The following is a 15,328-nucleotide window of genomic DNA, read 5'->3' as shown; positions in this document are numbered from 1 at the left end:
ATGGATGATTATATTTATATCAAAGGCGCCCGCCAGCATAATCTAAAAAACCTGAACGTAAAAATCCCCAAAAATAAACTGGTGGTTTTTACCGGCCTTTCCGGTTCCGGTAAAAGCTCCCTGGCTTTTGATACCATCTATGCCGAAGGTCAGCGTCGTTATGTCGAATCTCTTTCTAGTTACGCCCGGCAATTTTTAGGCATTATGGACAAACCGGACGTTGATCAAATTAGCGGCCTGTCTCCGGCCATCGCCATTGACCAAAAAAGCGTTTCTCACAACCCCCGCTCCACCGTTGGAACGATTACGGAAATTTACGATTATTTAAGGCTTTTATACGCCCGTATCGGCCGGCCTCATTGTCCTAAATGCGGTCAGGAAATCAGTCAGCTTTCTTTAGATCAAATCAGCCAAATGGCGATTAATTTAATTACTCAAAGTGCTCAAACTAGTTCGGTTGTCCGCTATATGGTTTTAAGTCCGGTTATCCGCGATAAAAAAGGCAGTTTTTTGGAATTATTTAAAAATTTAAAATCCAAAGGTTTTCAAAAAATCAGGCTTGACGGAAAAATCTTTGATTTGGATGATGATATTATTTTAATTAAAACCAATCGGCATTCCGTTGATGTTTTAATTGACCGGATTTCTTTTTCCAAAACCCAGTTGAAAGACTCTGCTGAAGTTAAACAATTGAACTCCCGTCTAACTCAAGACTTAGAAACTTCTTTAAAACTCTCTAATGGTTTAGTCATTGTCAGCCAGATTAAAGATTCTTCTTTTTCTTTTCCTGAAAAACCTAAAAGCTTTTCTGACCAGCTTTTTTCTTCCAATTATGCTTGTCCCCATTGCCAAATTAGTTTGCCTGAATTGGAACCGAGGATTTTTTCCTTCAATTCTCCACACGGCGCTTGCCCCGTCTGCACCGGTTTAGGCACACTTTTAAAAATTGATCCTCAAAAAATTATTGCCCCTAATCTGACTTTGTCTGAAGGGGCCATTATTCCCTTTGCCTCGCAGTTGGCTACCGGCAGTTGGCTTAATCAGAAATTAGAACCATTAGCTGACTTTCACACCCCCTGGAATCAATTCTCTTCAGTAGTCCAAAAAACCGTTCTTTACGGCGATGATTCCTTCGAAGGGGTCATTCCCAACATGGAAAGGCGGTTTAGCCAAACCAGCTCCGATTTTATCCGTCAGGAATTTTCCAAATACATGAATAAAACCATCTGTCCTAGCTGTCATGGCAGCCGTTTAAAGCCCGAATCTCTTTCTGTTAGTATTGATAAATTAAACATTTTTGAATTAACCAATTTGTCTGTCAAAGACTCTTATCAATTTATCACCACCCTTAGCTCGTCTTCAACCACCTCTCTAAACAAAAAAGAGCTGCAAATCGGCAGCGCCATTTTAAAAGAAATTGCTACCCGCTTAAAATTTCTCCTTTCCGTTGGGTTAGACTATCTAACCCTAAGCCGGGAAGCCGCTACTTTAGCCGGCGGTGAAGGCCAAAGGATCAGGCTTGCTTCTCAAATCGGCAGTGGCCTGACCAACGTTCTTTACGTTCTGGACGAACCCTCGATCGGCTTGCATCAAAGGGATAATCAACGTCTAATTAACACCCTTAAAGAGCTGCGTGATTTAGGTAATTCCATTATTGTTGTTGAACACGATCGGGAAATCATGTTGCAAAGCGATTATCTTTTTGACTTCGGCCCTGAAGCCGGAAAAAACGGCGGAGAAATTATCGCTTTTGGAACCCGTAATCAAATTATCAGCAATAAAAACTCTCTGACTGGACAATATCTCTCAGGAAAAAAGAAAATTTCTGTTGCCGAATCAAGATTAAAAAGCAATCTATCACTTGAGTTGGTTGGTTGCACTGAACACAACTTGAAAAATATTACTGTTAAATTTCCTTTAAGTAATTTGATTGTCGTCAGCGGCATTTCCGGTTCCGGGAAATCAACTTTAATTCATGACACGCTTTATCCTGCTTTAAAAGACGAAACTAAAAAAAATTATCAATCTATTACTGGCTATGAAACTATTACCCGAGTCGCTTTAATTGATCAAAGTCCGATCGGCCGTACACCCAGAAGCAACCCGGCCACCTACACTAAGGCTTTTGATTTTATTCGCGCGCTTTTTAGTCAAACCAAAGATGCTAAAATTCACGGCTTTAAGCCGGGACGGTTTAGTTTTAATATTCGGGGCGGCCGCTGCGAAGCCTGCCAAGGGGAAGGTCAAGTCAAAATTCTCATGCAATTTATGGCCGACGTTTATATTGCTTGCGAAGTTTGTCATGGTAGTCGCTACAATTCCTCCACCCTGGAAGTAAAATATCAGGATAAAAATATTGCCGAAGTTTTAAATTTAACTGTTGATGAGGCTCTGAAATTTTTTCCTCGTTATTCACCCCTTTACCGGAAACTGATCACCCTTCAGGAAGTTGGTTTAGGTTATATTGCTCTTGGCCAGCCGGCTCCGACGCTTTCGGGAGGGGAAGCCCAAAGGATTAAACTGGCCAGAGAATTATCCGTTCACGGCTTCGGCCATACTCTTTACCTCCTTGATGAACCGACTACCGGCCTGCATTTCGAAGATTTGAACAAACTGCTTTTGGTTTTAAAACAACTGGTCAATCAGGGAAACACCGTCATTGTTATCGAGCATAATTTGGATATTATTAAAAATGCTGACTGGGTTATTGATCTTGGTCCTGAAGGCGGCGACCTAGGCGGCAAAATTATTGCCGCCGGCACCCCCTGGCAAATCGCTCAAATTAAAAATTCTTACACCGGCCAATATCTTAAAAAAATCTTATGAAGTTTCCTCAAACTCCAGGAGTTTATTGGTTTTTAAATAAAAAGAAGGAAGTAATTTACGTTGGCAAAGCCAAAAATCTTAACAATCGCTTAAAAAGCTACACTTTAATTAATCAAAGTAGTCCTAAAACCAGGCAGATGCTTGCCGAAAGAACCAAAATAAAATTTCAGCAGTCAGATTCGGAATTTGAAGCAATCTTACTGGAAGCAGAGCTCATAAAAACTTATCAGCCTAAATACAACATTTTGTTAAAAGACGACAAATCCAAACTTTACGTCAGCATCACTAAAGAAACTTTTCCAAAAGTTTTAGTTACCCGAAAAAGCGGCGACTTTGGCCCATTTTCTTCTTCAAAACAACTCTATTTTATTTTAAAAACCTTGAGAAGAATTTTTCCCTATTGTAACGCCAAACCTGGTAAAGCCTGCTTTTACTACCACCTGCATCTTTGTCCCGGTGCTTGTTGTGGTAAAATTTCTGCTTCCGATTACCAACAAATAATTAATCATCTGAAACTTTTACTTGGCGGTAAAAAAAGACTGCTTTTAACTCAATTAAAAGAAAAGTTAAAAACCGCCGCCCGCACGCAAGATTATGAAACGGCCGCTGATTATCGCAATCAAATCCAAGCCATAAATAATTTATCCTCGGCGCCAATCACCGAAAAACTTGACCTGCCGATTTTAAGTTCAGACAAAACCAACGAACGGATTATTTACTTAAGGCGTTTGTTAAAACGTATTTTCCCTCTCCCGCCGGCCTATCCTTTAACCCGGATTGAAGCCTATGACGTCAGTAACCTTTTGGGTAAAAACCCGACTGCCTCTATGGTTGTTTTTATCAACGGTCAGCCTCGCCCAGATCAATACCGTTATTTCAAAATTTGTTCTTTAAACACTCCTAATGACTTAAAAATGCTGCAGGAAGTTTTAACGCGCCGGCAGCGCCATTTGGAGTGGGGAATCCCCAATTTAATCTTGATTGACGGCGGTAAAAATCAACTTAAGGCCGTTAAAAAAATTCTTACCTGGAATATTCCGGTCATCGGTCTGGCTAAACGTCCCGACCGCCTTATTAGCCTACAGGTTCTCTCCCTGCAGGTAAAGTCCGACAATCCCGGCTTTCAATTGCTTCAATACCTGCGCAACGAATCCCACCGCTTTGCCAAAAAACTTCATCTTAAGCTTCGCGCAGTTTTGCCATTAAAGTAGAGTAAAAGCTTAAATTATTCATCGTCGCCAACCTCCAAGCAGCTGGGTCCTTAATCTTAAATAAATGGTGTAAATAGCCCCATTTTCTGTCAGTTTTATATCTGCTCTTTTGCGGATAAATACTCTCATAATCAAAACCTTTGTTTTTAAACACAAACAATCGGCCATGCCGGGCATCCCGGGTCGGAATCACACAATCAAAGATTTTAAAGCCTAATTTGTAGCAAGCGATAATATCTTCCGGCTTACCCACACCCAAACCGTACAACAAAGAATCCTTGGGCGCGTTATCCCTAATAACGCTGGCCACCTTTAAATTAAATTTTCCGTTTCTGTCCATCGGCCAACCGCCGTAACCATAACCGTCAAAACCAATTTTTGCTAACCGCTCGGTGCATTCTTTTCTCAAATCCAGGTAATCTCCTCCGTGAACCACGCTGATAAGATAAGGTCGGTCTTTTTTATTTTTATAAATTTTGGCAAACTCTGTTTTACATCTTCTCGCCCATTCAATCGTTCTCTCCACTGTTTCTCGCGCTTGTTTTTTCGTCACTCCTGGCGGGGTAAAATCATCCAAGACCACCATTAAATCAGTTTTTAAAAGGCTTTGGTACTTAATTGATAATTCCGGAGTCAACAGCACTTGTTTCTTTTTCGTCAAATTAAATCTCACCCCTTCGTCAGTCACTTTCCCTAACCCTTTTTTCGCTAAACTCATTACCTGAAATCCGCCTGAGTCGGAAATTACTGCCCCTGGCCAATTCATAAAGTTGCTGATTCCCTTAAATTTTTTCAAAACACTTTCGCCTAAATCCCAATATAAATGCAAAGTGTTAACCAAAATTCCCGAAGTTTTAGTCTTAATTAAATCTTCGGATGTCAATGTCCGCACTACCGCTCTGGTCGCGTCTGGGAAAAACAGCGGGTAGGGGATTTTACCGGAACGCGATTTAAAAAATTGATTGGCCATGCTGTATTATACAGTTATGAATATTGTCATTTTCGGGCATGTTTGCCTGGACAAAAATACTTCGGAAAATTCTCGCTATCTTGGCCCGGGCAGTCCATCTATGTTTATGCACAAAATTTTTAGAGAGTTACCCGATTGCCGACTGACGATCGTTGCTTCATATGGTCCGGATTATTTACCTTTCTTGAAAAACATTAACATTTACCCGCCAGTTCCTAACTCTACCAACACGCTTATTTATGAAAATATTATCAAACAAGGAACCAGAACTCAATCAGCCCTAAATTTAGACAATCCTCCTTGCGCCTCTATTGATTTACCCCTTCAGCAACTAATTTTCCAGGCCGATATTCTTTTTTTTGCTCCGCTTCAACCTAATATCACTCCCGCTTATGTTAAAAAATTTGTCTCTTTTGCCAATTCTAAAACCTTAAAAGTTTTTCTCCCTCAGGGCTATTATCGCCAATTTCAATCCGACGGCGAAGTGCTGCTTCGGAATTTTTCTGAAGCCGATCAAATTTTGCCCTTCTTTGACGTTATCATTACCTCAGAACAGGACGTTCCGGAAATGATAGATAAAGCTAAAAATTACGCTCAAAAATTTCCCCTAATTTGGTTGGTGACCCAGGAAGAAAAAGGGGCTTTGGCCGTCACTTCAACTGAATCTATAATTCTACCCACAGTCGCTGTGCCCGCCTCAGCAATTATTGATTCTGTCGGTGCCGGCGATGTTTTTAGCGCCGCTTTTGCTTACCGTTATTTTAAAACCAAAAATATAAGCGAATCCGGACATTTTGCTAACTCTCTTGCCCGTCAACGCCTATTCTTCTCAACTGATAAAATTAAGTTTAATATTAACTTTTAATGACCTATCAACGGGAAATTATTGATTATTACAACTCCAGCCAGTGGCTTTATCGGGTATTCTGCCGCAACCAATTTCATCACGGTTTTTGGAACCAAAACACCCATTCACTTTATCAAGCCGCTCTTAACGAAAATCAAGCCATTATTGATCTCGCTAAAATCAAAAAAGGGGAAAGGGTTTTAGATGCCGGCTGTGGCGTCGGCAGTACCGCAATTTACATCGCCGAAAAAACTGGCGCCTGGGTCACAGGAATTAGTATTACACCCATTCAAATTAAATTTGCCAAAAAACATCCCCGAACAAATTTCCAGGTTCAGGATTATACTCACACCAATTTCCCTGATAATTATTTTGACGTCGTTTATGGCATTGAAAGTATTTGTTACGCCACCCCCAAAAGTTCTTTTCTTAAAGAAGCTTACCGGATTCTTAAACCCGGCGGCCGACTCCTTATTGCCGATGGTTATCTTACCAAACACCCAAACACGCAAAAACAAAAACAATTAGTCGAAGATTGGCAGAAATCATTTAGTCTTAAAAAACTTGATACAACAAAAGAAATGAGCCAACAAATAGGTTTGGCCGGATTTAAGAAAATTAGGGTAACCACAAAGCTTAATGCGGTAAAACCCACCGTTGAACATTTCTATCAGCTGGGAAAACGACTAAAATTAATAATTCAATTGTTGGGCTTATTGCCTTTTCCGTTTTTTTTAGCAATCAAGCGTAACTATTTAGCCTTTGTTAAAGAAAAAGAAAGTTTCGAAACTGGTTTAGCCAACTATAATCTCCATCAGGCGGAAAAATAATTTCTGTGCTATAATTAAACTACTTATTTAGCTTCTTAAGATCGGAATCAGGTTGGGAAGGTATGTTAAACACTTTAAGCTTTGCTGTTGGTGATTTACTTGTCCGTCATGGAAAAGTCTTAAAAGTTAGCCATGTTAAAAAAGACTCCATTGACTTACAACCATACTTTAATCTAAAAGCCAGTCATGGTCTGACTTATTCCGTTCAATTGCAAAATTCACATAACCCAAATCTTCGCAAACCTGTGTCTAGGGAAAAAGCGGAACAGTTACTGGTCTCAATTTCTAAACTGCCCAACAAGACTGCGGCACTTAATCTTCTCGAAATCAAATCTGCCCTAAATACCAACGAATTGGCCGAAACTTTAAAATTGCTCCAACAATTATGGCTGGAAAAACAGGATAAATCCGGTTTTTTAGCCGGGGGGAAATTAGGTATTTATCAACAGGCGATGATTCAGGCTACCCAGGAAATTGCCGCCGCCAAAGGAATTTTACTGGAAAAAGCTGAGTTGCTGATTTTGTCAACTTTGAAAAACAGCCAGCCAAGCGTTTCCATATCCTAAAGTATGTACCGACAGAAGCGATTTTTCCGAGCCCGTAGACAACCGCGATCGTTTAACCCATCCTTTTTTATTAATCAAACCCCTCAAAAATCCAGATTGGACGTCGTGGCAATCAAGCATGACTTTGCTGATTTTCCGGTAACCGACCAAATCAAACTTAATGCCAAAAACAAAGGTTATTTAATTCCTACCCCCATTCAAGATCAAGTCATTCCTCTGGTTATTGCCGGCCAAGATGTCGTGGGTGTGGCTAATACCGGCACCGGTAAAACCGCCGCCTTTCTCATTCCTTTAATTGATAAAGTTTACAAAAATAACCATGATAAAGTCTTAGTGATTACCCCCACCAGAGAATTAGCCACCCAAATTGAAGCCGAGTTTGTGACGCTTGCCAGAAATCTACGACTATATTCGGCCTTATGCATTGGTGGCGCCGCAATGGGCCAGCAAATTAAACACTTACGCCAAAACCCGCAATTTGTCATCGGGACACCCGGCCGATTAAAGGATTTGCAGAAAAGACGGATTCTCCAATTAAGCAATTTTACCATCTTCGTTCTTGACGAAGTCGATCGCATGCTCGATATGGGTTTCATTCATGATATCCAACACTTAATTTCGTTTTTACCCCAAAAAAGGCAATCATTATTTTTTTCCGCTACTATCGAAGGCAAAGTCAAAGACGTCATGGCCGGTTTTTTAAGAAATCCGGTAATTATCTCAGTTAAAACCGGAGCGGTGGCCGATAATGTTAATCAGGAAATTGTCAGGCTTAATGGCCGGAATAAAATTGACGTCTTGCACGACCTTTTAATTAAGCCTGGGTTTGACCGTGTCCTAGTGTTTGGCCGGACCAAGTGGAGTATGGAAAAGCTGGCCAGAACATTAATTGAAAGGGGATTTAAGGCTACCGCCATTCACGGCAATAAAACCCAAGGCCAAAGAGAAAAAGCTTTGAGGCAGTTTAAAAACGGCGAGGTCAAGATATTACTGGCCACTGATGTCGCTCAACGGGGTCTGGATATTGCCAATGTCACCCATGTCATTAATTTTGATTTGCCGGAAACCCAAGACGACTACATCCATCGCATTGGCCGCACCGGCCGGGCCGACAAACAAGGCATCGCCATTACTTTGGTACCATAAACTTATTTACACCTCTTTGTTCCAAAGATATCGATCCGAACTTAAGTTTAGCGCTAGCTGGACCGGCGATTTCCTCTTGCCATTTTCTAAATTCCGGCACAAACATGGCTAATCCTCCGGGGTCGGTTTCATAAATAGAAAAATGGATTTTTTCCGGTGTCTTAATATTTTCGAGTAAGTCACCGGCCGGGATTCCTTTTTGATCCGAACCAACAAATTTGGGGAGATAACCATAGTGTTCCCTTCCGTACCAAGAATATAAATAAGCCCAAGTCGTGCTGTATTTATAAGGGTTAGTTAAGGCAGAGATTGAAAATTGCTTGCCGCCAGCTGCTTTATAAGTGTAATCAACGACTTCCAGCAACCGATTTAAAAAGGCCCCGCTTTGGACGGTCAAGTTATTCGCTTGTGTTTCCCTGATCTTTTGCACCGCGTTAAAGTTTGAGGCAATAAAAATTATGATTCCTACTGTCGTTGCCACACGCAACATGTTAGGCAAAGTTTTTTTAAAACCTTGGTAAAAAATCCAGGCAACAATTAAATAAATACCTGAATTTAAACCGGTTATAGAGTAATAGGAAGCCCGACCCAAGATTAAAAACAGTAGAGCCGGCGTAAACAGCCACAGACTAATAAAAATCTTTTTTGCTCGGGAATCTTTTCTGATTAGAAACCAAAAAATAATGAGAAAAACTAGCATTAGTGAAACTTTTGGTATTGATGGCAATAAAGTCATCTCCGCTTTATTAACATATACTCCGCTAATTCCCCTAATTAATTCATAGAAGGTAGGCTTTCCGCCGGCATTTGTGCTTAACTGATTTAATTTGTACACCCCGGCTAGCAGTAGCTTAATTTGGGTAAGAATCATTGGGCTGACAACCATTAAATAAATTGCTATTGCCTTAAAGAAATTTTTCCCACCTAAGAACCAAAAGTTTTTTTCTTTTATCGCTTGAAAAATATATACCATTACCACGATTCCTATTAAGTAAGCCGTGTAGAGAGTTGCCTGATTGGCCAGACCTAAAAATAAAGCTGTTAGCGCTAAAAACTTTTTCTTCTTTTTAAATAAAGACTGCCACAGAAAAAAATAAAAAAAGGGGACCGACCAAGTAGCGATACTGGAATTCCCTAACCAGGTTCCCAGCTGGCTAGCATCCACGGAAAAAGCATAGAGCAAAGCTGCAGCAATACCTACGTTTCTTGATTTAAAAATCTCTTTACCAATTAAATATATTGGCACCACTGCTAAAGAACTTAAGAAACTTAAAAATAAAGTCGGGGCCAGAGGGTTGCCTTTAAATAACGTATAAATAGGTCCGGTTAAGTAGTAATACAGAACACCATTGTAAATTTTGTCGTTAGTCCCGCTCGTTGCCGGACCTTGAATCTTTAAATCGGCTTTTTCCAGAATTGAGCGGGAAACATCGGCATCTCTGGCCTGATAATAATAAAACTCAAAATAGTTGTCTCTGATCAGATACCAACGAAATAAAAAACCTAAAACAATCAATAACAGAATAACTAACTTTTCTTTCTTTAAAAACTTCATACCTCTTTAAATTTATTTTATCACTCTTGTTTGATTATTGCCGAAGGGACGTTGGAACCTACACAGAACTTAATTGTACGAGTCAAGCACTTCCGAATTTCTCAAAAGAATAGTTCTACTTGTTGTATAGGTTAATCCTTTATTTGGACAAATCTCAAAACCTAAATAAACTACCTCAACTCCTCTACGCTTAACTTCGGAAACAGCCGGCTGTAAATCTGAATCCGAACTGCACAATATAACCTTTCCAACTTTACCATCACAAGATTCAGATACAAGATCAACAGCTATTCTTACATCCACACCTTTTTCTTTAAAAATAGTTTTACTTCTCCCGTTAACACTAACGGATTGTTTTCTAACATTGCCAGAAATAATAAAAGTAAACCCTTGTTGTTCCAAGTGTGACTTTAAAGCTCTTTGCCTTTGAATCAATTCTCTGGATTTTGTTAAAAACCCTTGTTGTTCTCTAAGTTTTGCCGAATAAAATCTTTTTTCGGATAAGTCAAAGTCTGCCAATGCAGAAGTGAATAGTTTTTCGTAATCAATATTTTCCAATAAATATGGTTTCTGAATAGACTTGGAACCCAATACGCTTTTAAGATAAAACTTTAAATTCTCTCCATCAATATAAAGTATTTGTAGTTTTTGTATTGGCATATTTAATCCATTATAACAAAAACCTCGTCGGGCCGTAAGGCTTGGACGAGGCGAGAATAAATATATTTAACACTACTTTTAAGAGCGTGTCAAGATACACAGCGAACGCCTGCCCTGAGTACCCCCGAAGGGACGCCATGCCACTCCGAAACTTTAGTGAAGGGTGGTTGGAACCTAAAGAAAGGGGCCTTGTTTGGCCCCTTTCTTGGTTTATTTACCTGTGATAGTGACGCGGCTGAGAAAAGAGATCAATGGCCTCCTGTGTTTTGCCCTGCTCAACTAACTTCTTCATCGGCAGCAAAACACTGCCGTAATAGTCCAGAGTGTGTGCCAGTTTCAGGAACAGGTTATCCTGTCTATAGCCATATTCGCTCAAAGCCTCATGAAGCGAAAACAGCGTCTGGATTTGTTCAATTTCGGACAGATCTTCGGCATAAATATGTCGATCGGCCGAGTCTGCCGAAGACGTATGATCAAACTCCTTAACCCGCTGCTGTCGTCTTTTTAGCTGTTCTTTGTACGATATTTGATAATAACCATCCCAGCCGCCGGCAGCTTCCACCGCCTGTATTAATTCATTAAAAGAATCATTTGTTTCTTGTTTCATATATTCCTTTTAATCTGCAAGACACAAAAAAACCTCCTTACGGAGGCGTGTCTTGCAGATGTGAATTAATTTATTATTACAACAAAACCTCCGAAAGGCTAGTACGGAAACCACGGCGGTTGGTTAAGTATTTGTAGAATAACATTAAACAATATGTTAACAGAAGAAATGTGGTTAGTCAATTTAATCTTTCCTGTAGTCGTTTTGAGATGACCTTTGGATAGGGGATTCTCTTGAGGAAAAAACCTTAAAATACTCTCAATACAAATTATGGGCTTGCCCTGAGGAGTGAAACGACGAAGGGTGACTGAGCGGATTTGAACCGCCGATCTCCTCCTCCACAGGGAGGCGCTTTAAACCAGCTAAGCTACAGTCACCATTTATCAATATTCTACCACTTATGTGCTTGCCTTGAGGTATTTCCGAAAGGCTTGCACTGAGGCCCGCTAAACGCGGGCCGAAGTGCGCCCAGGAGGAATCGGACCCCCAGTCTACTGCTTAGAAGGCAGCCGCTTTATCCGTTAAGCTATGGGCGCAGGTTTACCCTGAACTCTGTGAAGGGAGCGGGTAGCGGGAATCGAACCCGCATCAACAGATTGGAAATCTGTGGTTCTACCATTGAACCATACCCGCAGATCTCTAAATAAAATCTGCGCTGTCGGGGTGGCCAGATTCGAACTGGCGGTCTCTTCGTCCCAAACGAAGCGCTCTACCAACTGAGCCACACCCCGGCCGACAACTAATGTGCTCCGCACCGAGCGAAGCGAGGTGGCCAGAGAGGGACTCGAACCCTCACAACCTTGCGGTCACAAGATTTTAAGTCTTGCGTGTATACCGATTTCACCATCTGGCCTTCAATCAGCTAAAATTATACCAAAAAAATCAAATCTATTCTTTTGCTGAATATCTTGCTAAAATTTTGCCATGCCCGATACTCAAGCAAAAACTTACAATCCGGCGATTGATCTTCTCCGACTAATCTCTATTTTAGCCGTAATTTTAATCCACACGACCACCAAAGCCTTTCAGGCCACCGCCAACGACCTTTACCATCTTCCCTGGACCTTATTTCTTAACCAGGCTTCCCGCTTTACCGTACCGCTGTTTTTTATGATTTCCGGTTTTGTCCTGGAACTAAACTATTCCCATCACGCCAATTATTGGGAATATTTAAAAAAACGTCTTAGCCGGATTTTTATTCCTTATGTTTTTTGGAGCATTGTTTACTTTTATTTTGTTTACTCCCAACTTAATAACAATTTTTTTATTAGTTTGGTTTCCGGCACTGCTTCTTATCAGCTTTACTTCATCCCGTCTCTCTTAATCTTTTATTTTATTTTCCCGCTCCTGCATCGCTTGTATCATTTTTTTACCAATCGCTGGATGCTGATAATTTTAGGTATCATTGAATTACTGTTTTTATATCAGGATTATTACTTACTTCCCACTAATACTTTTTACCCTATTAAAGTCGCTTTCTTTAACTATTATGTTTTTATTGTCGGCATGGTTTTATCTCACCATCAGGAACAATTGCTTAATTTTGTTAAAAAATTTCTCTGGCTGTTAATCTTAATTACTCTCACCCTCGCTTACTTTATTTTTTACCAGGGAGAACGTTTATATTATCAAACCGGGAATTATTTATTTTTTTATTCCAACTGGCGGCCGTTAATATTACCTTATACCTTTTCTTTTGCCGCCATCTTATATTATCTGTTTACCAAAATTAAACTTAATCTTGCCCTTGTAAAAACTATTTCCCGCCTCTCTTTTTTAGTCTTTTTTATCCACATTATTGTTTTAGAAACAATTTGGCCACTGGCAACCTTCTCTCAGTTCTGGCCCAATCTCACTTTCTTTTTCTTAACCAGTTCTGTTTCATTCATTTTGGCTTATCTCATCCACAAAATTCCGTATCTGTCTAAATTAACTGGGTAAATTCCCACTCATCATATTTTAGTGATTTCAACTCCAGATGTATGTGGGTTTTTAAAAACACTATAATTTACACCTTCATCAATAAGGACTCCTTCCCTCCAGCTCGGAGGATTATAACCATATGTGTTAAAGTCTCCAACTCGTATAGTTCCTCCTTGACGCAACACCCTTAACTCTTCACGCAAACCTTGCCTGAGAAGAAGAACCTCATCATTTCTGGCATAATAAAAACTCGCCGCATTATCAATAACCACATCAAAACTTTCATCTTTAAAAAAAGATAAATCATGAGCAAACATAAAATAAGTTTTTTGCATACTTTCTTTTATTGCTTTATCTTTCTCTTCCCGACTATACACTCTATATTCATCTTCACTTTCTAAAAGTTTTCTCATATAAACTTGAAAATTTGGATCCCTCTTGCGTGGAGTTACAGATATGATATCAGTAGAAACGCCTTTTAAAATACTGCCAATCGCTAGACCATTAAAACCCGAACCTACATCTAAAACTTTTTTATTCTGAAGATATTGTATTAACTCTTCTTCGTCAGCAAACCCCAAATCCAAGGCTATAAAGTAAAAGGTTTTAAAGTTATCCAATGGATGTTCTAACAAACGTGCTTCTAATGCATTCTTTTGTTTTTGTATTTGAGCCTGAACGCTCGCATACTCTTTTGGCGTTCTATCTCCTTTATCTAACATAATCAACTCTTTATTTATAATTAAATTTAAGCTACAAACGCAGTTGAGCGGGCCGGTCTGGGACCATTCTATCCCTATAACCATTGTCTCACATCAAGGCTTAATGCTTGCACTGAGCGGAGTCGAGTGTTTGTGGTGAGCAAGGTCGAACCAAGATAAATGAGACAGTATAAATTGATAGTTAAACTTGCTAAGCTAAGCTGCCGGAAGAAAAGAGGAAGATGAAAAAAATGTTGCCGCTGGGGAAATTGGATTTTCCATTATTGGAAAGGCTACTGAAAAAATACGAAACCTTATCAGACCCCCGGGTGGCCTTGGGACCCAAACTGGGGGAAGACGCGGCGGTCATTGAATTTCCCGACCGCTTCCTCGTTGTAAAAACCGACCCGATAACTTTTGCAACGGACAACATTGGCTGGTATGCGGTTCAGGTCAACGCAAATGACATTGCCACAACCGGCGCTACCCCAAAATGGTTTCTCCCGACCATACTTCTTCAGAACGGAAAGACCACCGAGAAAGAAATCGAGGAGATTTTTGCTCAAATCTCTCAAGCATCTAAGGAATTAGGGGTATCGGTTATTGGGGGACACACTGAGGTTACTTATAATTTGGACAGGCCAATTGTTGTTGGTGCGATGTTGGGCGAAGTTGCCAAAGAGAAATTAGTTTCTACATCGGGAGCTAAACCTGGGGATGCAATTATTTTAACAAAAGGTATCGTCATCGAGGGCACGTCAATCATCGCGAGGGAAAAACAAGAGGAATTAAAAAAGAGAGGGTACGACGAAGAGTTTATCCGAAAAAGTCAAAATTTTCTTCATCAACCCGGCCTTTCGGTAGTTAGAGACGCACTTTTGGCAAATCAGTTTGTCGTTCATGCAATGCACGATCCGACAGAGGGAGGACTTTCCGCCGGACTTTATGAAGTAGCCCAAGCCTCGCGGGTTGGCTTGCTGGTTGACAGAGAAAAAATTCCGATTCTAGAAGAATCAGGAATCCTTTGTGAAGAATATGGTTTAGATCCGTTAAAAACAATAGCTTCGGGAGCCTTATTAATCATTGCACCTCCAGAAAGCGTAGATTCGATCACTTCGGTCTTAAGAAGGCACAAAATTTTAGCTACTACCATAGGAGAAATTAAGGAGAAAAATCAGGGGCTTAAAATAGTGACTGCGGGAAGAGTTGAAGATCTGGATTTTTCAGCCAAAGACGAAATAACTAAGATTTTTAAATAAATTTTCCTCTATTATTTCCAAAAAACAAATTCAGCCACCTTGTCTTCAGGTTCAGTGAATGTTATCGATTTAATTAACTGGTCGCTGGTAATAATAAAATCAATTTCTTTGCCAGCCGGAAAAACTAGGCTAAAAGGATCACTTATGCCCTTTTGACAATTCAAACATTTTACCCGGTTATCAGTTGTAAAATTAATTTTTTCGCCGTCAGTTTCAACTTTTGTAAA

General features: G+C 40.1%; 14 protein-coding genes and 5 tRNA genes. 8 read left to right on the top strand and 11 right to left on the bottom strand.

Translation table 11 applies throughout. From position 1 onward, the window contains the following. Both uvrA and NTZ93_00530 read left to right on the top strand, forming a co-directional pair. Complete coding sequence (uvrA, locus tag NTZ93_00535; GenBank protein MCX6816348.1) at window positions 1-2,826, top strand: excinuclease ABC subunit UvrA; 2,826 nt, start codon at window positions 1-3, stop codon at window positions 2,824-2,826. After that, window positions 2,823-4,037 carry a GIY-YIG nuclease family protein gene (locus tag NTZ93_00530; protein ID MCX6816347.1) on the top strand — a complete coding sequence of 405 codons (1,215 nt, stop codon included), beginning with the start codon at window positions 2,823-2,825 and terminating at the stop codon, window positions 4,035-4,037. The genes uvrA and NTZ93_00530 overlap by 4 nt, the downstream gene beginning before the upstream one ends. On the opposite strand, the gene NTZ93_00525 is transcribed toward NTZ93_00530, so the two are convergent. Further along, window positions 4,006-5,007, bottom strand: coding sequence for a tRNA guanosine(34) transglycosylase Tgt (locus NTZ93_00525; GenBank protein ID MCX6816346.1), 1,002 nt, complete (start codon window positions 5,005-5,007; stop codon window positions 4,006-4,008). The two genes, NTZ93_00530 and NTZ93_00525, sit on opposite strands and share 32 nt — an antisense overlap. A gap of 16 nt (window positions 5,008-5,023) precedes the next feature. Between NTZ93_00525 and NTZ93_00520 the strand changes: the two genes are divergently transcribed. The 4 genes from NTZ93_00520 to NTZ93_00505 all read left to right on the top strand — a co-directional run bounded on the left by NTZ93_00520 (window position 5,024) and on the right by NTZ93_00505 (window position 8,396). Next, window positions 5,024-5,872 (top strand): PfkB family carbohydrate kinase, encoded by an 849-nt coding sequence (locus tag NTZ93_00520; protein ID MCX6816345.1) that lies wholly within the window; start codon window positions 5,024-5,026, stop codon window positions 5,870-5,872. Next, on the top strand, window positions 5,872-6,684 hold the full coding sequence (locus NTZ93_00515; GenBank protein ID MCX6816344.1) for a class I SAM-dependent methyltransferase: 813 nt from the start codon (window positions 5,872-5,874) through the stop codon (window positions 6,682-6,684). The genes NTZ93_00520 and NTZ93_00515 overlap by 1 nt, the downstream gene beginning before the upstream one ends. A 62-nt stretch (window positions 6,685-6,746) precedes the next feature. Next, window positions 6,747-7,250 carry a hypothetical protein gene (locus NTZ93_00510; protein MCX6816343.1) on the top strand — a complete coding sequence of 168 codons (504 nt, stop codon included), beginning with the start codon at window positions 6,747-6,749 and terminating at the stop codon, window positions 7,248-7,250. Between the two features lie 105 nt (window positions 7,251-7,355). Beyond that, window positions 7,356-8,396, top strand: coding sequence for a DEAD/DEAH box helicase (locus tag NTZ93_00505; GenBank protein ID MCX6816342.1), 1,041 nt, complete (start codon window positions 7,356-7,358; stop codon window positions 8,394-8,396). Here NTZ93_00505 and NTZ93_00500 read toward each other — a convergent pair. From NTZ93_00500 to NTZ93_00465, 8 genes are all read right to left on the bottom strand, one after another. Further along, window positions 8,380-9,951 carry a glycosyltransferase family 39 protein gene (locus tag NTZ93_00500; GenBank protein MCX6816341.1) on the bottom strand — a complete coding sequence of 524 codons (1,572 nt, stop codon included), beginning with the start codon at window positions 9,949-9,951 and terminating at the stop codon, window positions 8,380-8,382. The two genes, NTZ93_00505 and NTZ93_00500, sit on opposite strands and share 17 nt — an antisense overlap. 69 nt (window positions 9,952-10,020) lie before the next feature. Continuing rightward, a complete protein-coding gene (locus NTZ93_00495; protein ID MCX6816340.1) occupies window positions 10,021-10,611 on the bottom strand; it encodes an NYN domain-containing protein in 591 nt (196 codons plus the stop codon). Window positions 10,612-10,825: 214 nt separating this feature from the next. Next, window positions 10,826-11,218, bottom strand: coding sequence for a hypothetical protein (locus NTZ93_00490; GenBank protein ID MCX6816339.1), 393 nt, complete (start codon window positions 11,216-11,218; stop codon window positions 10,826-10,828). Window positions 11,219-11,520: 302 nt separating this feature from the next. Continuing rightward, window positions 11,521-11,595, bottom strand: a tRNA-His gene (locus NTZ93_00485). An 86-nt stretch (window positions 11,596-11,681) separates the two neighbouring features. Then, window positions 11,682-11,754: transfer RNA gene (locus NTZ93_00480), tRNA-Arg, on the bottom strand. Window positions 11,755-11,780: 26 nt separating this feature from the next. Further along, window positions 11,781-11,851 (bottom strand) — tRNA-Gly (locus tag NTZ93_00475). A 25-nt stretch (window positions 11,852-11,876) separates the two neighbouring features. After that, window positions 11,877-11,949: transfer RNA gene (locus NTZ93_00470), tRNA-Pro, on the bottom strand. Between the two features lie 38 nt (window positions 11,950-11,987). Then, window positions 11,988-12,071 (bottom strand) — tRNA-Leu (locus tag NTZ93_00465). 71 nt (window positions 12,072-12,142) lie between these two features. Between NTZ93_00465 and NTZ93_00460 the strand changes: the two genes are divergently transcribed. Continuing rightward, the gene (locus NTZ93_00460; protein MCX6816338.1) at window positions 12,143-13,159 is read left to right on the top strand and encodes an acyltransferase; all 1,017 of its coding nucleotides are present in this window, start codon (window positions 12,143-12,145) and stop codon (window positions 13,157-13,159) included. A gap of 11 nt (window positions 13,160-13,170) precedes the next feature. Here the strand turns inward: NTZ93_00460 and NTZ93_00455 are convergent, their stop codons facing one another. Next, complete coding sequence (locus NTZ93_00455; protein ID MCX6816337.1) at window positions 13,171-13,863, bottom strand: hypothetical protein; 693 nt, start codon at window positions 13,861-13,863, stop codon at window positions 13,171-13,173. A 221-nt stretch (window positions 13,864-14,084) separates the two neighbouring features. Here NTZ93_00455 and NTZ93_00450 point away from each other — a divergent pair, with 221 nt between their 5' ends. After that, on the top strand, window positions 14,085-15,101 hold the full coding sequence (locus NTZ93_00450) for an AIR synthase family protein (GenBank protein ID MCX6816336.1): 1,017 nt from the start codon (window positions 14,085-14,087) through the stop codon (window positions 15,099-15,101). Between the two features lie 11 nt (window positions 15,102-15,112). On the opposite strand, the gene NTZ93_00445 is transcribed toward NTZ93_00450, so the two are convergent. After that, window positions 15,113-15,328, bottom strand: a 216-nt coding sequence (locus tag NTZ93_00445; protein ID MCX6816335.1) for a hypothetical protein, incomplete at its 5' end; no start/stop codon positions are given.

Source organism: Candidatus Beckwithbacteria bacterium, from assembly GCA_026397255.1.
Lineage (GTDB): Bacteria > Patescibacteriota > Microgenomatia > UBA1400 > CG1-02-47-37 > JAPLVF01.
This window is presented reverse-complemented; position numbering and strand designations above follow the sequence as displayed.